This window comes from Enterobacter sp. UPMP2060, from assembly GCF_053709655.1.
In genome coordinates, this window is record NZ_JBSKJQ010000003.1 from 366,268 (window position 1) to 387,533 (window position 21,266).

General features: G+C 56.0%; 23 protein-coding genes. 12 read left to right on the plus strand and 11 right to left on the minus strand.

Annotated features, from left to right (window positions below; all coding sequences use genetic code 11):
- Positions 1 to 9: 9 nt before the first annotated feature.
- The 3 genes from ACWKXN_RS10655 to ACWKXN_RS10665 all read right to left on the minus strand — a co-directional run bounded on the left by ACWKXN_RS10655 (position 10) and on the right by ACWKXN_RS10665 (position 1,526).
- Complete coding sequence (locus ACWKXN_RS10655) at positions 10 to 450, minus strand: YcgN family cysteine cluster protein (RefSeq protein ID WP_033145818.1); 441 nt, start codon at positions 448 to 450, stop codon at positions 10 to 12.
- A gap of 93 nt (positions 451 to 543) precedes the next feature.
- Positions 544 to 1,203 carry a fumarylacetoacetate hydrolase family protein gene (locus ACWKXN_RS10660; protein WP_039263627.1) on the minus strand — a complete coding sequence of 220 codons (660 nt, stop codon included), beginning with the start codon at positions 1,201 to 1,203 and terminating at the stop codon, positions 544 to 546.
- 47 nt (positions 1,204 to 1,250) lie between these two features.
- Positions 1,251 to 1,526 (minus strand): YcgL domain-containing protein, encoded by a 276-nt coding sequence (locus ACWKXN_RS10665; RefSeq protein WP_029742143.1) that lies wholly within the window; start codon positions 1,524 to 1,526, stop codon positions 1,251 to 1,253.
- Positions 1,527 to 1,649: 123 nt separating this feature from the next.
- On the opposite strand from ACWKXN_RS10665, the gene minC reads away from it, so the two are divergent.
- The 3 genes from minC to minE are packed head-to-tail and all read left to right on the plus strand — an operon-like array spanning position 1,650 to position 3,466.
- The gene (gene minC / locus ACWKXN_RS10670) at positions 1,650 to 2,357 is read left to right on the plus strand and encodes a septum site-determining protein MinC (RefSeq protein WP_023312186.1); all 708 of its coding nucleotides are present in this window, start codon (positions 1,650 to 1,652) and stop codon (positions 2,355 to 2,357) included.
- A 23-nt stretch (positions 2,358 to 2,380) separates the two neighbouring features.
- A complete protein-coding gene (minD, locus tag ACWKXN_RS10675) occupies positions 2,381 to 3,193 on the plus strand; it encodes a septum site-determining protein MinD (RefSeq protein ID WP_023312187.1) in 813 nt (270 codons plus the stop codon).
- 3 nt (positions 3,194 to 3,196) lie between these two features.
- Positions 3,197 to 3,466 carry a cell division topological specificity factor MinE gene (minE, locus tag ACWKXN_RS10680; protein ID WP_008500504.1) on the plus strand — a complete coding sequence of 90 codons (270 nt, stop codon included), beginning with the start codon at positions 3,197 to 3,199 and terminating at the stop codon, positions 3,464 to 3,466.
- A 76-nt stretch (positions 3,467 to 3,542) separates the two neighbouring features.
- On the opposite strand, the gene rnd is transcribed toward minE, so the two are convergent.
- The 5 genes from rnd to ACWKXN_RS10705 all read right to left on the minus strand — a co-directional run bounded on the left by rnd (position 3,543) and on the right by ACWKXN_RS10705 (position 9,922).
- Positions 3,543 to 4,670 carry a ribonuclease D gene (gene rnd / locus ACWKXN_RS10685; RefSeq protein ID WP_087822872.1) on the minus strand — a complete coding sequence of 376 codons (1,128 nt, stop codon included), beginning with the start codon at positions 4,668 to 4,670 and terminating at the stop codon, positions 3,543 to 3,545.
- A gap of 71 nt (positions 4,671 to 4,741) precedes the next feature.
- Positions 4,742 to 6,427, minus strand: a complete 1,686-nt coding sequence (gene fadD / locus ACWKXN_RS10690; protein WP_023312189.1) for a long-chain-fatty-acid--CoA ligase FadD — start codon at positions 6,425 to 6,427, stop codon at positions 4,742 to 4,744.
- Between the two features lie 203 nt (positions 6,428 to 6,630).
- The gene (locus ACWKXN_RS10695; RefSeq protein WP_032658483.1) at positions 6,631 to 7,212 is read right to left on the minus strand and encodes a Slp family lipoprotein; all 582 of its coding nucleotides are present in this window, start codon (positions 7,210 to 7,212) and stop codon (positions 6,631 to 6,633) included.
- A gap of 37 nt (positions 7,213 to 7,249) precedes the next feature.
- A complete protein-coding gene (tsaB, locus tag ACWKXN_RS10700; protein WP_454543771.1) occupies positions 7,250 to 7,945 on the minus strand; it encodes a tRNA (adenosine(37)-N6)-threonylcarbamoyltransferase complex dimerization subunit type 1 TsaB in 696 nt (231 codons plus the stop codon).
- A 66-nt stretch (positions 7,946 to 8,011) separates the two neighbouring features.
- Positions 8,012 to 9,922 carry an ATP-dependent DNA helicase gene (locus ACWKXN_RS10705; RefSeq protein ID WP_039263631.1) on the minus strand — a complete coding sequence of 637 codons (1,911 nt, stop codon included), beginning with the start codon at positions 9,920 to 9,922 and terminating at the stop codon, positions 8,012 to 8,014.
- A 133-nt stretch (positions 9,923 to 10,055) separates the two neighbouring features.
- Here ACWKXN_RS10705 and ACWKXN_RS10710 point away from each other — a divergent pair, with 133 nt between their 5' ends.
- The gene (locus tag ACWKXN_RS10710; RefSeq protein ID WP_008500498.1) at positions 10,056 to 10,400 is read left to right on the plus strand and encodes a RidA family protein; all 345 of its coding nucleotides are present in this window, start codon (positions 10,056 to 10,058) and stop codon (positions 10,398 to 10,400) included.
- A 6-nt stretch (positions 10,401 to 10,406) separates the two neighbouring features.
- On the opposite strand, the gene ACWKXN_RS10715 is transcribed toward ACWKXN_RS10710, so the two are convergent.
- On the minus strand, positions 10,407 to 10,598 hold the full coding sequence (locus ACWKXN_RS10715) for a YoaH family protein (protein WP_033145823.1): 192 nt from the start codon (positions 10,596 to 10,598) through the stop codon (positions 10,407 to 10,409).
- Positions 10,599 to 10,659: 61 nt separating this feature from the next.
- Here ACWKXN_RS10715 and pabB point away from each other — a divergent pair, with 61 nt between their 5' ends.
- The 4 genes from pabB to ACWKXN_RS10735 all read left to right on the plus strand — a co-directional run bounded on the left by pabB (position 10,660) and on the right by ACWKXN_RS10735 (position 15,848).
- The gene (gene pabB / locus ACWKXN_RS10720) at positions 10,660 to 11,985 is read left to right on the plus strand and encodes an aminodeoxychorismate synthase component 1 (RefSeq protein ID WP_454543772.1); all 1,326 of its coding nucleotides are present in this window, start codon (positions 10,660 to 10,662) and stop codon (positions 11,983 to 11,985) included.
- Positions 11,986 to 11,991: 6 nt separating this feature from the next.
- Positions 11,992 to 12,570 carry a CoA pyrophosphatase gene (locus ACWKXN_RS10725; RefSeq protein ID WP_454543773.1) on the plus strand — a complete coding sequence of 193 codons (579 nt, stop codon included), beginning with the start codon at positions 11,992 to 11,994 and terminating at the stop codon, positions 12,568 to 12,570.
- A gap of 184 nt (positions 12,571 to 12,754) precedes the next feature.
- A complete protein-coding gene (sdaA, locus tag ACWKXN_RS10730; protein ID WP_039263633.1) occupies positions 12,755 to 14,119 on the plus strand; it encodes an L-serine ammonia-lyase in 1,365 nt (454 codons plus the stop codon).
- A 130-nt stretch (positions 14,120 to 14,249) separates the two neighbouring features.
- Positions 14,250 to 15,848, plus strand: coding sequence for an EAL domain-containing protein (locus ACWKXN_RS10735; protein ID WP_143346842.1), 1,599 nt, complete (start codon positions 14,250 to 14,252; stop codon positions 15,846 to 15,848).
- A gap of 6 nt (positions 15,849 to 15,854) precedes the next feature.
- Here the strand turns inward: ACWKXN_RS10735 and yoaE are convergent, their stop codons facing one another.
- Positions 15,855 to 17,414, minus strand: a complete 1,560-nt coding sequence (yoaE, locus tag ACWKXN_RS10740) for a CNNM family cation transport protein YoaE (protein ID WP_033145827.1) — start codon at positions 17,412 to 17,414, stop codon at positions 15,855 to 15,857.
- Positions 17,402 to 17,611: a protein YoaL gene (locus tag ACWKXN_RS10745; RefSeq protein ID WP_372584218.1), complete on the minus strand. Its 210-nt coding sequence runs from the start codon at positions 17,609 to 17,611 to the stop codon at positions 17,402 to 17,404. Before ACWKXN_RS10745 ends, yoaE begins: the two co-directional genes overlap by 13 nt.
- A gap of 266 nt (positions 17,612 to 17,877) precedes the next feature.
- Between ACWKXN_RS10745 and manX the strand changes: the two genes are divergently transcribed.
- From manX to ACWKXN_RS10765, 4 genes are read left to right on the plus strand one after another with little or no spacing between them, the layout of a single operon-like run.
- Positions 17,878 to 18,843, plus strand: coding sequence for a PTS mannose transporter subunit IIAB (gene manX / locus ACWKXN_RS10750; protein ID WP_039263635.1), 966 nt, complete (start codon positions 17,878 to 17,880; stop codon positions 18,841 to 18,843).
- A gap of 46 nt (positions 18,844 to 18,889) precedes the next feature.
- The gene (gene manY, locus ACWKXN_RS10755) at positions 18,890 to 19,690 is read left to right on the plus strand and encodes a PTS mannose transporter subunit IIC (RefSeq protein ID WP_008500490.1); all 801 of its coding nucleotides are present in this window, start codon (positions 18,890 to 18,892) and stop codon (positions 19,688 to 19,690) included.
- Positions 19,691 to 19,702: 12 nt separating this feature from the next.
- Positions 19,703 to 20,554 carry a PTS mannose transporter subunit IID gene (locus ACWKXN_RS10760; RefSeq protein WP_006810994.1) on the plus strand — a complete coding sequence of 284 codons (852 nt, stop codon included), beginning with the start codon at positions 19,703 to 19,705 and terminating at the stop codon, positions 20,552 to 20,554.
- Positions 20,555 to 20,608: 54 nt separating this feature from the next.
- Entirely contained in the window at positions 20,609 to 21,067 is a 459-nt protein-coding gene (locus ACWKXN_RS10765; protein ID WP_111964794.1) for a DUF986 family protein, read from the plus strand.
- The last annotated feature ends 199 nt before the right edge of the window (positions 21,068 to 21,266 follow it).

Sequence of the window (21,266 nt, forward strand, 5' to 3'; positions counted from 1 at the left end):
TTTTTAATCTCAACGGGTCGGGTGGTTCATGATGTGATCTTCCCAGTCCTGCACCTCGGACTCTTTCACCGCAATGTGGCGCACAGAAATACGTTCACCGTGCATCGCCGCTTTTGAACCGGTTAACAGCGGATGCCAGTCAGGCAGACCTTTCCCTTCCGCCAGCAGGCGATACGCGCAGGTATGCGGCAGCCATTCAAACGTCGGCAGATTATCCCGGGTTAACTTGATGCAGTCAGGCTCAAATTCAAACCGGCGCTCATAGTTGCGGCACTGGCAGGTTTTAATGTTTAACTGCTTGCAGGCAACGTTGGTGAAGTAGATTTCGTCCGTATCTTCATCCATCAGCTTGTGCAGGCAGCACTGCCCGCAGCCGTCGCACAATGATTCCCATTCCGCGTCAGTCATGTCGTCGAGAGTTTTGCTTTGCCAGAAAGGGATGTCGTTCATCAGGATGTCCACACGTCAAAAGAAAGCGCACCTTATAACGAGTCTGGCACGTTGTTGCAAGTTTTGCCGCCCTCTTCAGGCGGCAAGATGGGGTTACAGCACGCGGGTTTTCAGCGACAGGCCGTTGAAACCGACCTCAAGCTCGTCACCGCTGAGTAGCGGGCCAACGCCTTCTGGGGTTCCGGTCAGGATCACATCGCCCGGCTTCAGGGTAAAGAAGCGACTCATGTAAGCAATCAGCGGCACAATCTTATGGATCATGTCTGCCGTGGTGCCCTGCTGGCGGACCTCGCCGTTAACCTTGAGGCTGAGCGGCGTGTCCTGCGGATCGCCGGTAAATTCGCTTACCGGCACAAACGCCGAAATCGGGCAGGAATTATCAAACCCTTTGGCTTTTTCCCACGGCTGCCCTGCTTTCTTCATTTTGCCTTGAACGTCACGCAGGGTCAGATCCAGCGCCACGCCGTATCCGGCAATCGCTTTTTTAACATGTTCTTCTGAGGCCTGGCGCAGCGTCGCGCCGATCAGCACGGCAAGTTCAACTTCGTGATGCACCGAGCCCAGCCCCTGCGGCAGCGCCAGCGGCTGTCGGATATCGCACAGCGCCGTTTCAGGCTTAATAAACAGGACCGGCTCTTCTGGCGTCGCGCTGCCCATCTCCTGAATATGTTTTGCGTAGTTGCTGCCCACGCAAACCACTTTGCTGACGGGATAATCCAGTAATGCACCTTGCCAGTTATGATGTTGATACATGGTCGACCCCTAAACGGTTGATGTGTTGTGCCCAAAAACAGTTGAGACTATTTTTTACCGTTCGCCTCAAGATGCTGTTTTAATAAATTCTCGGGTGGCGGTGGAAGCTGTAAATAATAGCCTTGCTCGGCTAAGGCCGTTTTCACTTTATCCAGATCGGCATTAATCAGTTTCTTACGACCATCGAGCGGCAGCAGCATCGCCAGCTGTGGTCGGCCAAAGTTTTTCATTAATTCTTCAGGCACGCGTGAAAAATCGTCTTTCTTTTCGACATAAAGATAGGTCTGGTCACGGCTTGTACTTCTGTAGATCACACAAAACATGTTTTTACTCTGAATTAATGGGTGGTTGCTTGCCTCAATATACTCCTGACTATAACATGCCTGATACTCTTCGGAATATCGCAGCGAGTGGTTGCGGTTAATAGCAAATTGAGTAAGGCCAGGATGTCAAACACGCCCATCGAGCTTAAAGGCAGTAGCTTCACCTTATCAGTGGTACATTTGCATGATGCAAAACCCGAGGTTATTCGTCAGGCGTTAGAAGACAAAATCGCCCAGGCTCCCGCCTTTCTGAAGCACGCCCCTGTTGTTATCAACGTCAGCGGTCTTGAGGCTCCGGTTAACTGGAAACTTCTCCAGCAGGCCGTCTCCTCGACCGGACTGCGTATCGTGGGCATCAGCGGCTGCAAAGATACTGAGCTGAAAGCGGAAATTGAGCGTGCGGGGCTGCCCCTTCTGAATGAGGGCAAAGAAAAAGCCTCGCGAGCGGCACCCGTTGCCGTGCAAACGCCCCCTCCTGCGGTGCAAAACGTTACTACCGTCACAAAAACGCGAATGATTGATGTGCCGGTTCGTTCCGGTCAGCGCATTTATGCACCAAACTGTGATCTGATTGTTACAAGCCACGTCAGTGCTGGCGCTGAGCTGATTGCAGATGGCAATATTCACGTATACGGTATGATGCGTGGACGTGCGCTCGCAGGTGCAAGTGGCGATCGAGATGCGCAAATATTTTGTACTCACCTGACGGCGGAACTGGTGTCCATCGCAGGTGAATATTGGCTGAGCGACAAGATCCCAGCCGAATTTTATGGCAAAGCGGCTCGCCTGCTTCTGGCAGACGACGCGTTGACCGTTCAACCGTTGAATTGATCCCTTTTTAACAAGGAATTTCTATGGCACGCATTATTGTTGTTACTTCGGGTAAAGGAGGCGTTGGCAAGACCACCTCCAGCGCGGCCATCGCTACTGGTTTGGCCCAGAAGGGAAAGAAAACCATCGTTATCGACTTCGATATCGGTCTGCGTAACCTCGACCTCATCATGGGATGTGAGCGTCGCGTCGTGTATGACTTCGTAAACGTCATTCAGGGCGATGCCACGCTTAACCAGGCGATGATCAAAGACAAGCGCACCGAGAACCTCTACATTCTCCCGGCTTCTCAGACGCGTGACAAAGACGCCCTGACCCGTGAAGGCGTGGAAAAGGTGCTCGACGATCTGAAAAAAATGGATTTCGACTTCATTGTCTGCGACTCCCCTGCGGGCATCGAAACCGGTGCCCTGATGGCGCTCTACTTCGCTGATGAAGCGATCATCACCACCAACCCTGAAGTTTCATCCGTGCGTGACTCAGACCGCATTCTGGGCATCCTCGCTTCTAAATCCCGTCGTGCGGAAAATGGCGAAGACCCGATTAAAGAACACCTGCTGCTCACCCGCTACAATCCGGGCCGCGTGAACAAAGGTGACATGCTGAGCATGGAAGACGTGCTGGAGATCCTGCGCATTAAGCTGGTGGGCGTTATCCCGGAAGATCAGTCCGTGTTACGCGCGTCTAACCAGGGCGAGCCAGTGATCCTTGATACAATGGCAGATGCAGGTAAAGCTTACGCCGATACCGTTGACCGTCTGCTGGGAGAAGAACGTCCTTTCCGCTTCATTGAAGAAGAGAAGAAAGGTTTCCTCAAACGCCTGTTCGGAGGATAAGTTATGGCATTACTGGACTTTTTTCTCTCGCGGAAAAAGAACACCGCCAACATCGCAAAAGAACGTCTGCAAATTATCGTTGCGGAGCGTCGTCGTAGCGACGCCGAGCCTCACTACCTGCCGCAGCTGCGCAAGGACATCCTGGAAGTGATCTGTAAGTATGTGCAGATTGACCCGGAGATGGTCACGGTGCAGCTGGAACAAAAAGACGGGGATATTTCGATTCTGGAGCTGAACGTTACGCTCCCGGAAGCGGAAGAGTCGCGTCCGTAGGTTTGTGTTTTCGCCGCCCCGGTAAGCGCAGCGCCACCGGGGAAATATGCCGGGTATATCGCCCGGCATATTTTTTTTATCGCGGGTAACCGTCCAGCAGCGTATTCAGGCGATCGGCCATCAATTCCCCGCGCCATCCCGCCATCATCTCCGGCACGCCATTCTGCGGCTTCAGCTTCCAGTGCCAGTTCAGCAGCTGGTTAATCTGACGACGTGAGGCGAGCAGTTCCGCGCTCAGCTTGCTTTCCGTTGCAACCGCCTGCACCAGCGCTTTTATATCCTTAAACGCTTTGCGATAGCCCGGCATGTCCATCAGGTTCAGCAGCGGTTCCGGCAGCGCATCTTCCGGCAGTTCCTGCGCTTTGGCGACCAGCGCCAGCAGGGTTTTACCGTGGAAGCGGATCTCGCTGCCCGAAAGCCCAATGCTGTCCAGCTCGCCCAGGCTGCCCGGCATATAGCGCGCGACTGCCCAGAGATGCTCTTCGCGAACCACAAAGTTAACGGCCAGATCGCGCTCGCGCGCTTTACGCAAGCGCCAGTCTGCCAGCAGCTGCAGGCATGCCAGCTGACGCGTGCGCAGCTGCCAGGCGTTGCTGATATCGCGCCAGGCCTCTTTCGGGTCAACCACTTCCTGGCGACGCTGCTGGGTCATACGGCATTCGTCCAGCGCAGCAGCGAGCCAGCCGGAGGCTTCCGCCTCTTTCATCAGCTGTCCCGCAATCGGCAGCAGGTAAAACACGTCTGCCGCCGCATACTCCAGCTGACGCTCTGTAAGCGGGCGCGCCAGCCAGTCGGTACGGGATTCGCTTTTATCCAGCGTCAGGCCCGTATACTCCTCCACCATGGCAGCAAAGCCCCAGGAGAGCGGACGATTGCTGAATGCCGCGAGGATCTGCGTGTCAATCAGCGGCTGGGGCATGATGCCAAAGGTGTTCAGAAAGACTTCCAGATCCTCACTGCCTGCGTGCAGGTATTTCGTCACGGCGGTATCGAGCAGCAGGTTACGCATCGGCGTCCAGTCGGTAATGCCGAGAGGGTCAATCAGCGACACGTGTTTACCGTCGTACATCTGAATCAAACCCAGCTGCGGATAATAGGTCCGGGTACGGACAAACTCGGTATCCAGGGCAATGGCAGGAAAGTCGCGCGTCACTTCGCACAGCGAAGCCAGCTCGTCGTTGGTCGTGATCATCTGGTAATTCAAAACGGGTTCTCTTTTGTTTGCGCCCATAAAAAACGCCGGCTTAACCGGCGTCTGGGCGATTAGCGTGAAGCTCAGGCCTTATTGTCTACTTTGCCACGGGCTTCGTCACGTAATTCTCGTCGTAATATCTTTCCGACGTTGGATTTCGGCAGCTCATCGCGGAATTCAACCAGCTTCGGCACCTTGTAGCCCGTCAGCTGACGACGGCAAAACGTTACCAGCGCCTCCTCCGTCAGGGAAGGATCTTTCTTGACCACAAATATTTTAACCGCTTCACCGCTGCTGCCGGAAGGGACGCCGACCGCCGCCACCTCGAGTACGCCGCTGTGCTGCATAACCACGTCTTCGATCTCATTCGGATAGACGTTGAAGCCGGAGACCAGGATCATGTCTTTCTTGCGATCGACGATGCGCAGGAAGCCCTCGTCATCCATTACCGCAATATCACCGGTGTGCAGCCAGCCGTCTTTGATGATTTCGTCGGTCGCATCGGGACGCTGCCAGTAACCCAGCATCACCTGCGGACCTCTGACGCAAAGCTCACCCGGCTCGCCCGGCGCGACTTCGTTATCGTTATCATCGACCAGTTTGGCCTCGGTGGAAGGAACCGGCAGACCAATGCTTCCACTGTGATAGTCGATATCGTGTGGGTTCACGCTGACCAGCGGAGCACATTCCGTCAGCCCATAGCCTTCCAGCAAATACTGACCGGTGAGCTTCACCCAGCGCTCGGCGACCGCCTGTTGAACCGGCATGCCGCCGCCCGCAGAGAGATGCAGCGTGGAGAAATCCAGCTGCTGGAACTCTTTGTTATTAAGCAGCGCGTTAAACAGGGTGTTCACCCCCGTCATGGCGGTGAACGGGTATTTCGCCAGCTCTTTCACCAGGCCCGGGATATCGCGCGGGTTGGTGATGAGGATGTTCTGACCACCCAGTTCAATAAACAGCAGGCAGTTCATGGTCAGCGCAAAGATGTGATACAGCGGAAGCGCGGTGATCACCACCTCTTTGCCCGGATGCAGAAGCGGCCCGTAGGTGGCGTTCACCTGTTCAAGGTTTGCCAGCATATTGCGGTGGGTAAGCATGGCCCCTTTGGCGACGCCGGTGGTCCCGCCCGTGTATTGCAGAAACGCAAGATCTTCCGCCACCACTTCGGGTTTCACATACTGCATACGGTAGCCCGCATGCAGCGCGCGGCGGAAGGAGATGGCGTCCGGCAGGTGGTATTTTGGCACCAGGCGCTTGACGTATTTAACGACAAAGTTAACCAGCGTGCCTTTGGCGGTGGAGAGTTGATCCCCCATGCGCGTCAGGATGACGTGTTTAACCTGGGTTTTGTCGACCACTTTTTCCAGCGTATGGGCGAAGTTGGACACAATGACAATCGCGGCCGCGCCGCTGTCGTTCAGCTGATGCTCCAGCTCGCGCGGGGTATACAAGGGGTTAACGTTGACGACAATCATCCCGGCTCGCAGGATACCGAACAACGCCACCGGGTATTGCAGCAGGTTCGGCATCATCAGCGCGACGCGGTCCCCTTTTTGCAGCCCCAGCCCTTCCTGCAGATACGCCGCAAACGCGCGGCTACGCTCCTCAAGCTTACGGAACGTCATGACCTCGCCCATATTCACGAATGCGGGCTGGTCCGCGTAGCGCCTTACCGAGTGTTCAAATAATTCCACCAGGGATTGATAACGGTCAGGATTGATCTCAGCAGGAACATCTGCGGGATAACGGTTAAGCCAAACCTTCTTCAATGCATCACCTCTGAAATGAGTGTTCGTCGTCATCACAACCCCGATAATAAACAGTTTGTTAACATTATATTAACTCAGCGTACCAGTTTATTAATTGTTCAGATTTAAGGTTGCGAAGCGCGTCACTCTTTTTTTTCGTTTTATCCGTAAAAAAACAGAGACAGCGGCTGAGCCGCTGTCTCTTTTCTAACAATAACAGTAAGTTACTCAGTAACGATCGTCTGAACCTGTGCAGGACCCGGGTTATACCAGCCCCAGCCCGGGTAGCCGTAACGATAAGGATGTGGACCCCACATCCACGGATCCATCGGCTGAGGCGGCATGATCACCTGCTGTGCCAGCCGCCAGCGTTTATACCCGTTGACCTGCATGGTCATAAATTTATACGGCGTGCTGCCGATTTTGCCCTGCACGGCGCCGGTAATCGGCCCGACGACGGTCACCAGCTGCCCGCGAAAATCGACCGGATCGAGGAAACCGCTGACGTCCGCATAGATACGTCCGCGAGAGGCCTCACCCAGTACCGGCCGCGCGCCGCTGTCCAGCGGAACGGTCGCGATCTCCAGGCGGGTTTTCCCCTGCTGGTTTTGTACGTCGATGACCTTACCGCCAAAGCGCGCTTCCTGGCCGACGTAAAGCTCAGGCGCATTCATCACCCGAACCAGATCCTGCTGTGGCGTCGGGCTGCTGCCCTTAATCGCATCAGGAACGGAAACGCATCCGCTCAGTGCTATGGCAACCGCGCCTGCCATAATAAGGCGTACTACTTTAGTCTGAACCGCCATGATGCGACTCCTTTTTCTCAGTTCCTGTTACTGAGATTCACTCGCGGCCCGGAAGTTTCTTCCACGCAACGGTGTTTCGCAAATAAACCGGCTCCGCGTGTTCAACGGCAACGGTTTTTCCTGCCGCGAGCAGCTGGCAGGCAATCGGAAGCATATCTTCCGCAGCCGGCAGCAGCATGTTGCCGTCCACCAGCGTCACCCCGGTGTCGTTTGCCATGTCTGGCCACGCCGGCCAGCCGGTGCCAACGGTTGCCCACTCACCGGAGAGCTGTTGCAGCCGCTCAGTGACCGCTTCCGGCTTGAGCACGGCTTCCGTCTCTTCGCCGTGCCACACGCCCTGCTCGTCGCGGGTGTATTCGGCCCAGTAAACTTCGCCCATGCGGGCATCAATCGCGGCCAGCACGCGCGTTGCCCCGGTCATGCGCCATGCGCCCTGCGCCATGGTGGCAAGCGTAGAGACGCCGATCATCGGCAGTTCGGCGCCCAGCGCCAGCCCCTGCGCAATGCCAATCCCGATACGTACGCCCGTAAAGCTGCCGGGGCCACGGCCAAAGGCCAGCGCATCGAGGTCGGTTAAGGAGGTGTTGCGCTGGGTTAAAATGGCTTTTACCAGGGGCAGAATGCGTTGGGTGTGTTCCCGTGGGCACTCTTCGAAATGAGCAGAAACAGCACCGTCGTTCAACAGAGCGACAGAGCAAGCCTCTGTCGCGGTATCAATAGCCAGAATTCGCATCAGTCGTCGCGCTCTCGCAAGGGTCAGTCACAAAATGGCGCGCATCTTAGCACACTCCGGGGTAAATTACTCCGCCGTTGGGTTTGCCAGGAAACGCACCGCGCGTTTTATGTCCCGCGTCCGCGGTGCGGGCGGCAGGCTGGCAAGGAAGGTCGCTCCGTAAGGGCGCATCACCAGCCGGTTATCGCAAATGACCAGCACCCCGCGATCGGTAACGTCGCGGATCAATCGCCCTACCCCCTGCTTGAGCGTAATCACCGCATCCGGCAGCTGTACCTCGTCAAACGGATCGCCCCCGCGCAGACGGCAGTCTTCCATCCGCGCCTTCAGCAGCGGGTCGTCCGGAGAGGTAAACGGCAGCTTATCAATAATTACCAGTGAGAGCGTATCGCCGCGCACGTCCACCCCTTCCCAGAAGCTGCTGGTTGCCACCAGCAGGGCATTTCCGGCGCTGACAAACTGCTGTAACAGCTGGCCTTTACTGGTTTCACCTTGCAGCAGCACCGGCAGCGTCATGGTGGCGCGGAACTGCTCGGCGAGGTCACGCATCATGGCGTGAGAGGTACAGAGCATAAAGCAGCGGCCGTTGTTGGCCTCGATCATCGGTTTTAACATCGCGGCCAGGTGGCGCGCCGCCCCCGGCTGGTTCGGCAGCGGCAGATTACGAGGCACGCAGAGCAGCGCCTGTTTTTCGTAATCGAACGGGCTGGGCAGGAGCAGCGATTCCGCATCCTCAATGCCAAGACGTTCCGTGAAGTGATGCAGATCGTCATTCACCGACAGGGTTGCCGAGGTGAAGATCCAGCTTCCCGGTTTTTGCGCCATCACCTCTTTAAACTTATCCGCTACCGTCAGCGGCGTGAGCGCCAGGGTGAAATGCCGCGAGGTGCACTCATACCAGTAGCTGAACCCCGGCTGGTTAATCTCTTTCAGCCGTTTGAGCCGCCCGCGATAGAGCGTGGCGCGTTCGAAGGCCGCGTCCAGCAGCGCGGAACGGCCAAGCGACAGTTTTGCCACGTCGTAGCAGAGTTCGAGGGCATCATCGAGCAGCAGCAGCGCGCGCTGGATGTTTTTGTCCGCCAGCAGCTCGCGCAGGTTACCGCGATAGCCCGGCTCGCCAAGCTGTAAGCGGAAATCCTGCGCGCTTTGGGCCAGACGGTCGGCGCACTTCTGCAGCTGCTGGGTATCTTTGAGTTCGGTCCGGTAAGCGATGGTGAAATCTTTCGCCAGATCCTGAAGCTGGCGGCTGGAAAGCGACTGGCCGAAATACTGGCTGGCGATGTCCGGAAGCTGGTGGGCTTCGTCGAAGATCATCACGTCCGCCTCCGGGATCAGCTCGCCGAAACCGCTGTCCTTGACGACCATATCCGCGAGGAACAGATGGTGGTTCACCACCACCACATCCGCGTCCATCGCCGTTTTGCGCGCTTTCACCACAAAGCAGTCTTTATACAGCGGGCAGTCGCTGCCGAGGCAGTTGTCGTTGGTGCTGGTCACCAGCGGCCAGGCAGGCGAGTCTTCCGGCACGCTCGCGCAGGTGCTGATATCCCCCTCTTCGGTCTGGTTCGCCCAGGCGCGAAGGATAATAACGTCGCTGAGGGTTTGCACCGGCAGGTCGCCGCCCGCCAGCGCCTGCTGCTCAAGACGTTCCAGGCAGAGATAGTTGGAGCGCCCCTTCAGCAGGGCCAGACGCCCCTTGTATTTCAGCGCCTTAGCCACCGTGGGCAAATCGCGGCTGTAGAGCTGATCCTGCAGCGCCTTCGAACCGGTGGAAATAATCACCTTCTTTTTCGCGCGCAGCGCCGGAGCAAGGTAAGCATACGTTTTACCCGTGCCGGTTCCGGCTTCGACCACCAGCGGCTGAGCCTTATCGATGGCGCGTGCAACGGCGTGCGCCATCTGACGCTGAGGCTCACGGGGCTTGAAGCCGGGAATAGCCTGCGCTAATTGACCTTCAGGGGAAAAATCGTCTGCCACGGTGCTCTCTCACTGTATTTTTGCACAGGGATTATGTCAGCCCATCCTCTCCTGTGCCACCCCAAATAGTGACGACACGAGAACAATATGGCAGTCTTGCCGCCTGACGACGAAAAATAACGAGGAAACGTTTATGACAATTGTGCGCATTGATGCCGAAGCCCGCTGGTCTGATGTGGTGATCCATAACCAGACGCTCTACTACACCGGCGTACCGGCTAACCTGGATGCGGATGCGTTCGAGCAGACGGCTAACACCCTGGCACAGATTGACGCGGTGCTGGAAAAACAGGGCAGCGACAAATCCCGCATTCTGGATGCGACGATTTTCCTGGCAAACAAAGATGATTTCGCGGCGATGAACAAAGCCTGGGATGCATGGGTGGTGGCGGGTCACGCGCCTGTACGCTGTACCGTACAGGCCACGCTGATGAAGCCGGAATATAAGGTAGAGATTAAGATTATCGCGGCGGTGTAAGCCCGATTATTCTTCTGGATCTTCATCTTCATCTTCGAATCGCGCCACGATCCGTTCGCCGGAATGACTGGCGCGAATCTCCTCGGCGACAACCGTAATCGCCTGTCCGCTGCTCATCCCCTGGGACATCAGTTCCTGAATTCGCTCAACCGCTTTCTGCTGCTGTTCATGGCTCAGAGAAGGTAAACCTGCAAACATCGTCAACTCCTGCTAAATTATTCGCGCTAATTATTTCACGCTGCCCGGTAGTATGCCACACATGAACATGCGCTTCCCCACTGTTATTACCTTGCCCTGGCGTGCAGACGCCGCTGAATTCTGGTTTGCCCGCCTGAGCCATCTTCCGTTTGCGATGCTGCTGCATTCTGGCCATGCGGACCATCCCTATAGCCGCTTCGATATTCTGGTGGCCGATCCGCTAAAGACGCTAACAACCGATGACCTGTCGTTAACGGACGATCCCCTGAAGCAGCTGCAGCAGGCCATTAACGCGCTGGACTTATCTGCCGCACCAAACCCGGACCTCCCTTTCCAGGGAGGCGCGCTGGGCCTGTTTGGGTACGATCTGGGTCGCCGTTTCGAAACGCTGCCGGAGCATGCGCAGGCTGATATTTCCCTGCCAGACATGGCCGTGGGGCTGTATGACTGGGCATTAATAGTTGATCACCTGAAAAAAACGGTTTCACTGCTGAGCCATCATGACGTGCAGGCGCGTCTGGCGTGGCTGGAGGCGCAACGGCCTGCCCCGGCAGAGACGTTTACCCTTACCTCTGACTGGCGCTCAAATATGACCGCAGCGGAGTATGCCGAAAAATTCGCGCGCGTTCAGGCGTATCTGCAAAGCGGTGACTGCTACCAGGTTAACCTCGCCCAGCGCTTCCAGTCGACATACCGGGGAGATGAGTGGCAGGCGTTTACCCGTCTTAATGCCAGCAACAAGGCGCCGTTCAGCGCGTTTGTCCGTCTGGAACAGGGGGCCATACTCAGCCTGTCACCCGAGCGCTTTATTCATCTGGCCGAGGGTACGATTCAAACCCGTCCGATTAAAGGCACGTTACCGCGTCTTGCGGATCCCGATGCCGATCGCCAGCAGGCGGAAAAGCTCGCCGCCTCGCCGAAAGACCGCGCCGAGAACCTGATGATTGTCGACCTGATGCGTAACGATATTGGCCGCGTCGCTGAACCTGGCAGCGTGCGCGTGCCGGAACTGTTTGTCGTCGAGCCTTTCCCGGCGGTGCATCATCTGGTCAGTACCATTACCGCGCGTCTACCCGCCTCTCGCACCGCCTGCGATCTGCTCCGCGCCGCGTTTCCGGGCGGCTCCATCACCGGCGCGCCAAAGGTACGGGCGATGGAGATCATTGATGAGCTGGAGCCGCACCGCCGCAACGCCTGGTGCGGCAGCATCGGCTATATCAGCCTGTGCGGCACCATGGATACCAGCATTACCATTCGCACGCTGACGGCCTGCGGCGGAAACCTTTACTGCTCGGCCGGGGGCGGCATTGTTGCCGATAGCCAGGTCGATGCGGAATATCAGGAAACCTTTGATAAAGTTAACCGTATCCTGAAACAACTGGAGTAATCACGGGTGGAAAAAGAGAACCTGACGCTGGACGTTTTTTTATCTCGCTTTCAGCTATTACGACCGCAGGTCAACCGCGAAGCGCTGAACCAGCGTCAGGCGGCCGTGCTGATCCCGGTCGTGCGTCGCGCGCAGCCGGGCCTGCTGCTCACCCAGCGTTCTCCCCATTTACGTAAGCACGCGGGTCAGGTCGCCTTTCCGGGTGGCGCAGTGGACAGCTCCGACGCCTCGCTGATTGCCGCCGCGCTGCGGGAAGCGCAGGAAGAGGTGGCCATTCCGCCGGAGGCGGTGGAGGTTATCGGCGTGCTGCCGCCAGTCGACAGCGTTACCGGTTTTCAGGTCACGCCGGTGGTCGGCATTATCCCGCCTGGCCTGCAGTATCATGCCAGCGTCGATGAAGTTTCAGCGGTGTTTGAAATGCCGCTCGAAGAGGCGCTCCGGCTCAGCCGCTATCATCCGCTCGATATCCATCGACGGGGGCATGACCATCGGGTCTGGTTGTCCTGGTATCAGCATTATTTTGTCTGGGGCATGACGGCGGGCATCATTCGTGAACTGGCGCTGCAAATCGGCCTGAAACCTTGACTATACTTTACATTCCACCCTTTTTCGCAGGTTTGCGATCCGCGTCGCGCTATTAGCAAAACCCATCGTTAACCATTAGTTTAATTCATGTGAATAGTTAAGCCGAGGTCGGTGTTCCCTCTTACACTATGCGCAGTTATAACATCGTTACTGGAACCCCGGTAACCCTGTCAGGAGTGTGAAAGTGATTAGTATATTCGACATGTTCAAAGTGGGAATTGGCCCTTCGTCTTCCCATACTGTTGGCCCGATGAAGGCCGGTAAACAGTTCGTCGATGATCTGGTCGAAAAAGGATTACTGGAAAGCGTTACCCGTGTCGCCGTGGATGTTTACGGCTCGCTGTCATTAACGGGTAAAGGCCACCACACCGATATCGCCATTATTATGGGTCTGGCAGGCAATATGCCGGATACCGTAGATATTGATGCCATCCCGGCATTCATCCGCGACGTGGAAACACGCGGCCGCCTGCTGCTGGCAAACGGTCAGCAGGAAGTCGATTTCCCGCAGGATGACGGCATGCGTTTCCGTAGCGACAACCTGCCGCTGCATGAAAACGGCATGACCATTCACGCTTACAGCAGTGAAAAAGAGATTTACAGCAAAACGTACTACTCCATCGGCGGTGGCTTCATCGTGGATGAAGAGCATTTTGGCAAAGACAGCGTCGGCGACGTCAGCGTACCTTACCCGTTCAAATCGGCTACAGAAATGCTGGGCTACTGCAAAGAGACCGGTCTTTCACTGTCCGGCATGGTGATGCAGAACGAACTGGCCCTGCACAGCAAAAAAGAGATTGAAGACTATTTTGCGAACGTCTGGCAAACCATGCGCGCCTGTATCGACCGCGGGATGAACACCGAAGGCGTTCTGCCGGGTCCACTGCGCGTACCGCGTCGTGCCTCTGCCCTGCGCCGTATGCTGGTGACCACGGACAAGTTCTCCAACGACCCGATGAACGTGGTCGACTGGGTAAACATGTTTGCCCTGGCGGTTAACGAAGAGAACGCCGCCGGTGGCCGCGTCGTGACGGCGCCAACCAACGGTGCGTGCGGTATCGTTCCGGCAGTGCTGGCGTATTACGATCACTTTATTGAACCCGTGACGCCGGACATCTACATCCGCTATTTCCTTGCGGCAGGTGCCATCGGTGCGCTGTACAAAATGAACGCCTCCATCTCCGGTGCGGAAGTGGGCTGTCAGGGTGAAGTGGGCGTTGCCTGCTCCATGGCGGCGGCAGGTCTGGCAGAGCTGCTGGGCGCAAGCCCTGAGCAGGTCTGCGTGGCGGCGGAAATCGGTATGGAACATAACCTCGGTCTGACCTGTGACCCGGTCGCGGGCCAGGTGCAGGTGCCGTGCATCGAGCGTAACGCGATTGCCTCTGTGAAAGCCATCAACGCCTCACGTATGGCGATGCGCCGTACCAGCGAACCTCGCGTATCGCTGGATAAGGTGATTGAAACCATGTACGAAACCGGCAAGGACATGAACGCGAAATACCGCGAGACGTCCCGCGGTGGCCTGGCCATTAAGGTGCAGTGCGACTAATACTGCCTTTCGCCCATCTGCAACGGATGGGCGAATTTCCCTCTTCTTTCTCGTCTCCTTCTGCTTTCCCCACTACACTTTTACTGTTGCGTCCGGCTTTTGTGGCTGGTGGCTTATCAGGCGACCGTTCATGCAAACTGCACAAACGATCATTAAAAACTATCGCCGAAAACGCGTTATCGTCTGTGTGACGGTTGCGCTCCTCACGCTCATCCTGACGTTAGGCATTCGCTTTATTTCACAGCGCAATGTTAACCAACAGCGGATCCTCGATTTTACCAGCCACACCGTTCGCGCCCTTGATAACGTCCTGCTTTCTTTAGAGAACCGCCGCAGCGTGCTGCAGCCCCTGGTAGGGCAGCCCTGCCCGCAGGCGCACCTGGCGCTGCGAAAGCAGGCCGCCATTTTGCAGACGGTACGCTCCATCGCCCTGATTAACGAGGGTATCCTGTATTGCTCAAGTATTTTCGGGAGCCGCAACGTGCCCGTTCGCGACTTCCTGAAAGAACTCCCAGCCAGCACGGCGAAGCTGATTTTATCGAGCGATCAGTGGCTGCTTAAGGGTAGCCCGATATTGATCCAGTGGTATCCCGTCTCACAGGACGGTGAAGCTGGCGTTATCGAAATCATCAATATCGATCTGATCGCCAAAATGATCCTCGAGCCCCAGCGCCCGCTCATCAATGACGTGGCGCTGACCGTAGGCGATCGCTTTCTACGCTATGGACAACGCGTCAGCGACAGCCTGACGTTTGATGAGGAGGGCTCTCTTTTCCGGCAATCATCAACCCGAAATCCTTTTACCATTACGGTCAGCGGGCCAGGCCCTGGAGAATTAGCCTTAAAAAGCCTGCCAGCCCAGCTGCCGCTGGGGCTGATGCTCAGCCTGCTGCTGGGCTATCTCGCCTGGCTGGCAACGGCAAACCGGATGAGCTTTACGTGGGAGATCGATATGGGCATTGCGGCGCGGGAATTTGAGCTTTTCTGCCAGCCGCTGGTGAATGCCCGTACCCGGGCGTGCACCGGCGTGGAGATCCTGCTGCGCTGGAATAACCCACGTCAGGGTTGGATCACCCCGGAGGTGTTTATCCCGCTGGCAGAAGAACATAACCAGATTGTCCCCCTGACCCGCTATGTCATCGCCGAAACGGTGCGCCAGATAGGCTACTTCCCTTCCAGCGCCGGTTTTCACATCGGTATTAACGTCGCCGCCAGCCATTTTCGTCACGCGGCATTGATACAGGACCTGAACCGCCTCTGGTTCAGCGCCGGTCCGCGCCAGCAGCTGGTGATTGAACTCACGGAACGGGATGCGCTGCTGGATGCGGATTATCGCATCGTGCGCGAACTGCATCGCAAAGGGGTGAAGCTCGCCATCGACGATTTTGGTACCGGGAACAGCTCCCTCTCCTGGCTTGAAAAGCTGCACCCGGACGTGCTGAAAATCGACCAGTCGTTTACCACCGCCATCGGTACCGACGCCGTGAACTCGACGGTGACGGATATGATTATTGCGCTGGGTCAGCGGCTGAATATCGAACTGGTTGCTGAAGGGGTCGAGACGGAGGAGCAGGCGCGCTACTTGCGCCGCCATGGCGTGCCTGTCCTGCAGGGGTTTTTCTATGCGCGGCCCATGCCGCTACGGGATTTTCCGAAGTGGCTGGCGGGAAGTTCATCCCCGCCAGCGCATCATAACGGGCACATCGTGCCCTTAATGCCGCTGCGCTAAGCCGGCTTACTCATCTTCGTCGTGGGCTGATTGTTCTTTAACAATGCGAACCATATCAACGCGATAGTCGTTCGCTTCAACGATCGTAATGTGCAGCGGCGCCAGCTCGATCACATCGCCGACGCGCGGGATTTGCCCGTTAACCGCAATCACCAGGCCGGCAACGGTCGCGATGTCTTCTTCATCGTTGATCACGTTTTCCAGCCCCAGCGTGTGCGAGAGCGCGTGCAGGTCGGTGGTACCTTTAACCAGCCAGCCTTCACCGTCGGCAACGATCTCAGGCGTTTCGTCGGCATCCGGGAATTCACCGGCAATCGCTTCAAGCACGTCCAGCGGCGTGACCAGCCCCTGCACCACGCCAAACTCGTTGGTGACGATAACAAAGCTACCGCGAGCGCGGCGCAGCACCCCGAGCAGGTTGATAGGATCCAGCGTTTCCGGCACGACAATCGCAGGCGACGCGGCAGCAACGGCTTCCACGTTCACGCCCTCTTCCAGGGCCACCAGCATCTCTTTTGCCCGCACGACGCCGATGATCTCATCCAGCTCTCCGCGACACACCGGGAACAGGCTGTGCGGAGAAGAGAGCAGCTGCTGGCGAATTTCATCGACGCTCAGGTTTGCATCAACCCAGCTGATCTCCCCGCGCGGCGTCATGATGCCGCGCAGCGAACGGGAGGCCAGGGAGAGCACGCCGTTAATCATGTAGCGCTCTTGTTCCACAAACGCCCCTTCCGGGACCGGAACCGGGTTATGGTTTTCGGAATCAGACTGGACGTTCACCTGACGACGACCGCCCATCAGGCGCAGAATCGCGTCTGCGGTACGGGCGCGCAGCGGCTGATTCGACTGCTGCTTAATAAAGTTACGGCGCGCAATCTGGTTGAACAGCTCGATCAGAATCGAGAAGCCAATCGCGGCGTACAGGTAGCCTTTCGGAATATGGAAGCCAAAACCTTCCGCCACCAGGCTCAGACCAATCATCAGCAGGAAGCTCAGACACAGCACGACCACCGTCGGATGCTGGTTGACGAAGCGCGTCAGCGGCTTCGAGGCCAGCAGCATGACCGCCATCGCAATAACGACAGCCGCCATCATTACCGGCAGATGATTCACCATGCCGACCGCCGTGATCACCGCATCCAGCGAGAAGACCGCATCAAGCACCACAATCTGCAGCACCACCACCCAGAAGCTGGCATAGCCTTTACCGTGCCCATCATCGTGTTGACGGTTTTCCAGCCGCTCGTGTAGCTCCGTCGTCGCTTTGAAAAGCAGGAATATCCCCCCGATCAGCATGATTAAATCACGCCCGGAGAAGGTGTAATCCATGACGGAGAACAGCGGTTTGGTCAACGTGACCATCCAGGAGATGACGGAGAGCAGCCCCAGTCGCATAACCAGCGCCAGTGAGAGACCAATCAGACGCGCTTTATCACGCTGTTTTGGCGGCAGTTTGTCCGCAAGGATGGCGATAAACACCAGGTTATCAATGCCGAGAACAATCTCCAGCACCACCAGCGTGAGCAATCCCACCCAGATTGACGGGTCCATTAAGAATTCCATGACAAGCTCCTGCTAAAGGAATGACGAAACGGTGCCCCACTCAACGTGGGCAAAACAGAGGTAAACAGAGTTGATACGTGGCGAGGATCGCCGGTGAATAAGGCGCGAAATGGCCTGGTTGATGACTGACGTCGGTGACGGTCCATATAGTGGGCTGTAACCCTATACTCCTGAACGATTAAACGGAGGCTAAACATATCAGAGACACTGTGTTTTTAGCAAAGATTTACGTTCCTTTGCAAAGTTCTGTAACACAGCGGCTTTACGCTACAGATAAATCTGTAACGCGTGGCTAAATTACGGATCTTCATCACATAAATTATTTTTTCACTATCTAAAATAATTCGCGGAAGTCTTAGTTTTTTTGAACTCTAACCCTTATCTGAATCGATTCGGTTCGCCAATACGATTCTCAGTACGGCTGCCTGGCAGGCGTATTAATGATAATAAAAGGAGGTAGCAAGTGACCATTGCTATTGTCATAGGCACACATGGTTGGGCTGCTGAGCAGCTACTCAAAACGGCAGAGATGCTGTTGGGCGAGCAGGAAAACGTCGGCTGGATCGATTTCGTTCCCGGTGAAAACGCCGAGACGCTGATAGAGAAGTACAACGCTCAACTCGCGAAGCTGGATACCAGCAAAGGCGTGCTGTTTCTCGTTGATACATGGGGCGGCAGCCCGTTCAATGCCGCCAGCCGCATTGTCGTCGATAAAGAGCACTATGAAGTTGTCGCCGGGGTTAATATTCCCATGCTGGTGGAAACCTTCATGGCGCGCGACGACAATCCGGCGTTCGATGAGCTGGTGGCGCTGGCCGTTGAAACCGGTCGCGAAGGGGTAAAAGCCCTGAAAGCGCAGCCGGTTGAAAAACCTGCCCCTGCATCTGCAGCGGCACCTAAAGCGGCAGCACCGGCAAAACCGATGGGCCCGAACGATTACATGGTCATCGGCCTTGCGCGTATTGATGACCGCTTAATCCACGGCCAGGTCGCCACGCGCTGGACCAAAGAGACCAACGTTCGACGCATTATCGTGGTCAGCGACGAAGTGGCCGCCGATACCGTACGTAAAACCCTTCTGACTCAGGTTGCTCCTCCTGGCGTTACCGCGCACGTCGTGGATGTCGCCAAGATGATCCGCGTTTACAACAACCCGAAATACGCGGGTGAACGCGTAATGCTCCTGTTCACTAACCCGACAGACGTTGAGCGCATTGTTGAAGGCGGCGTGAAAATCACCTCCGTGAATATCGGTGGTATGGCATTCCGTCAGGGCAAAACGCAGGTCAACAACGCCATTTCAGTCGATGCGAAAGATATCGAGGCATTCAACAAGCTGAATGCGCGCGGTATTGAACTGGAAGCCCGTAAGGTTTCTACGGATCAAAAACTGAAAATGATGGATTTGATCGGCAAAGTTGGGAAATAAGCCCGCGCCGGTTCTCATATAAAGTTTATGTAATAGGAGAAGTGCAATGGAGATTACCACTCTTCAGATTGTGCTGGTGTTCGTCGTCGCATGTATTGCGGGTATGGAATCCGTACTTGATGAATTTCAGTTCCACCGCCCTCTGGTGGCCTGTACGCTGATTGGGGCCGTTCTGGGTGACATGAAAACCGGTATCATCATCGGTGGTACCCTGGAAATGATCGCCCTGGGCTGGATGAACATCGGCGCAGCGGTTGCGCCCGATGCGGCGCTGGCCTCTATCATTTCGACCGTTCTGGTTATTGCTGGTCACCAGAGTATTGGTGCCGGTATCGCCCTGGCGATCCCGCTGGCTGCAGCAGGCCAGGTTCTGACCATCATCGTTCGTACTATCACCGTTGCCTTCCAGCACGCGGCGGATAAGGCGGCCGAAAACGGCAACCTCACGGCACTGTCGTGGATCCACGTTTCATCCCTGTTCCTGCAGGCGATGCGTATCGCGATCCCGGCGGTTATCGTGGCGATCTCTGTTGGTACCAGTGAAGTGCAGAGCATGCTGAACGCCATTCCAGAAGTGGTCACCGGCGGTCTGAACATCGCGGGCGGCATGATCGTGGTCGTCGGTTATGCGATGGTCATCAACATGATGCGCGCAGGCTATCTGATGCCGTTCTTCTACCTCGGCTTCGTGACCGCTGCCTTCACCAACTTCAACCTGGTTGCACTGGGTGTGATTGGTGCGGTAATGGCGATTCTCTACATCCAGCTCAGCCCGAAATATAACCGCGTCGCGGGTGCCCCAGCGCAGGCTGCTGGTAACAACGATCTCGATAACGAACTGGACTAGCAGGTGAGCGAAATGGTTGATATGACAAAAACTACCACCGAGAAAAAACTCACTCCGGGTGATATTCGTGGCGTGTTCATCCGTTCTAACCTGTTTCAGGGTTCATGGAACTTCGAACGTATGCAGGCGCTGGGCTTCTGCTTCTCCATGGTGCCGGCGATCAAGCGCCTGTACCCGGAAAACAACGAAGCGCGCCGTCAGGCGATCAAGCGTCACCTGGAATTCTTTAACACCCATCCTTACGTAGCGGCTCCGGTTCTGGGCGTAACGCTGGCGATGGAAGAACAGCGTGCGAACGGCGCAGAGATTGACGATGGTGCTATCAACGGTATCAAAGTCGGCCTGATGGGTCCGCTGGCCGGTGTCGGTGACCCAATCTTCTGGGGTACCGTGCGTCCGGTCTTCGCGGCGCTGGGTGCCGGTATCGCGATGAGCGGCAGCCTGCTTGGCCCGCTGCTGTTCTTCATCCTGTTCAACGCCGTGCGCCTGCTGACCCGTTACTACGGTGTGGCCTACGGCTACCGTAAAGGGGTGGACATCGTTAAGGACATGGGCGGCGGCTTCCTGCAGAAACTGACTGAGGGGGCGTCAATCCTCGGCCTGTTTGTCATGGGGGCGCTGGTTAACAAGTGGACGCACGTGAACATCCCGCTGGTGGTATCGACCATCACCGGTCAGGATGGTCAGACGCGCGTCACCACCGTGCAGACGATTCTGGACCAGCTGATGCCGGGCCTGGTACCGCTGCTGTTGACCTTCGCCTGCATGTGGCTGCTGCGTAAGAAAGTGAACCCGCTGTGGATTATCGTTGGCTTCTTCGTCATCGGTATCGCGGGCTACGCAGTCGGCCTGCTGGGTCTGTAAGTTTCAATGCTATAGGCCGGGGGCTTGCCCCCGGTTTTTTTATCTGGAGGATGAATGACTGTCACGGACATCGTACTGGTTTTATTTATTGCTGCCCTTCTGGCTTACGCGATCTATGACGAGTTCATCATGCCCCGCCGCCACGGCGAGACGCTGCTCTCCCTTCCCCTTCTGCGACGCGGGCGCGTGGATGCGTTTATCTTCGCGGGTCTCATCGTTATTCTTATTTACAATAACGTCACTAGCCATGGTGCAATATTAACCACATGGTTATTATGTGCGCTGGCATTAATGGCGGTTTATCTGTTCTGGATCCGCACGCCGAAAATCATTTTTAAATCCCGCGGATTTTTCTTCGCCAATGTGTGGATAGAATATAACCGTATTAAAGAGATGAATTTATCCGAAGACGGTGTGCTGGTGATGCAATTAGAACAACGCCGCCTGCTTATTCGGGTGAAGAATATTGACGACCTGGAAAAAATATACAACTTACTTCTTAAAACTCAATGATTTGCATATATAGCAATGGCTATATTCTGTGTTTATCTTGCGCAAGAAATATAGCCTAAGCTATATCCTTTTCGTTAATTTTCTCTCTATTTTTTAACGATAATTTCACGCTTAAAGACAAATGAAAATCGTTATCAACAAGCATTTTAAATAATGCTTCTCCATTGTTGTTTTATATTCTCAAAATATGTTAAGGTTG

Bases quoted from the DNA above. Each gene is read 5' to 3' on its own strand.
- ACWKXN_RS10710 (WP_008500498.1), top strand. From the start codon at position 10,056: ATGACAATTGTGCGCATTGATGCCGAAGCCCGCTGGTCTGATGTGGTG.
- ACWKXN_RS10660 (WP_039263627.1), bottom strand. From the start codon at position 1,203: ATGTATCAACATCATAACTGGCAAGGTGCATTACTGGATTATCCCGTC.
- ACWKXN_RS10735 (WP_143346842.1), top strand. From the start codon at position 14,250: ATGCAAACTGCACAAACGATCATTAAAAACTATCGCCGAAAACGCGTT.
- ACWKXN_RS10745 (WP_372584218.1), bottom strand. From the start codon at position 17,611: ATGTTTAGCCTCCGTTTAATCGTTCAGGAGTATAGGGTTACAGCCCAC.
- ACWKXN_RS10665 (WP_029742143.1), bottom strand. From the start codon at position 1,526: ATGTTTTGTGTGATCTACAGAAGTACAAGCCGTGACCAGACCTATCTT.
- ACWKXN_RS10715 (WP_033145823.1), bottom strand. From the start codon at position 10,598: ATGTTTGCAGGTTTACCTTCTCTGAGCCATGAACAGCAGCAGAAAGCG.
- ACWKXN_RS10760 (WP_006810994.1), top strand. From the start codon at position 19,703: ATGGTTGATATGACAAAAACTACCACCGAGAAAAAACTCACTCCGGGT.
- minC (WP_023312186.1), top strand. From the start codon at position 1,650: ATGTCAAACACGCCCATCGAGCTTAAAGGCAGTAGCTTCACCTTATCA.
- ACWKXN_RS10765 (WP_111964794.1), top strand. From the start codon at position 20,609: ATGACTGTCACGGACATCGTACTGGTTTTATTTATTGCTGCCCTTCTG.
- ACWKXN_RS10655 (WP_033145818.1), bottom strand. From the start codon at position 450: ATGAACGACATCCCTTTCTGGCAAAGCAAAACTCTCGACGACATGACT.
- manY (WP_008500490.1), top strand. From the start codon at position 18,890: ATGGAGATTACCACTCTTCAGATTGTGCTGGTGTTCGTCGTCGCATGT.
- pabB (WP_454543772.1), top strand. From the start codon at position 10,660: ATGAACATGCGCTTCCCCACTGTTATTACCTTGCCCTGGCGTGCAGAC.
- ACWKXN_RS10695 (WP_032658483.1), bottom strand. From the start codon at position 7,212: ATGGCGGTTCAGACTAAAGTAGTACGCCTTATTATGGCAGGCGCGGTT.
- yoaE (WP_033145827.1), bottom strand. From the start codon at position 17,414: ATGGAATTCTTAATGGACCCGTCAATCTGGGTGGGATTGCTCACGCTG.
- minE (WP_008500504.1), top strand. From the start codon at position 3,197: ATGGCATTACTGGACTTTTTTCTCTCGCGGAAAAAGAACACCGCCAAC.
- tsaB (WP_454543771.1), bottom strand. From the start codon at position 7,945: ATGCGAATTCTGGCTATTGATACCGCGACAGAGGCTTGCTCTGTCGCT.
- minD (WP_023312187.1), top strand. From the start codon at position 2,381: ATGGCACGCATTATTGTTGTTACTTCGGGTAAAGGAGGCGTTGGCAAG.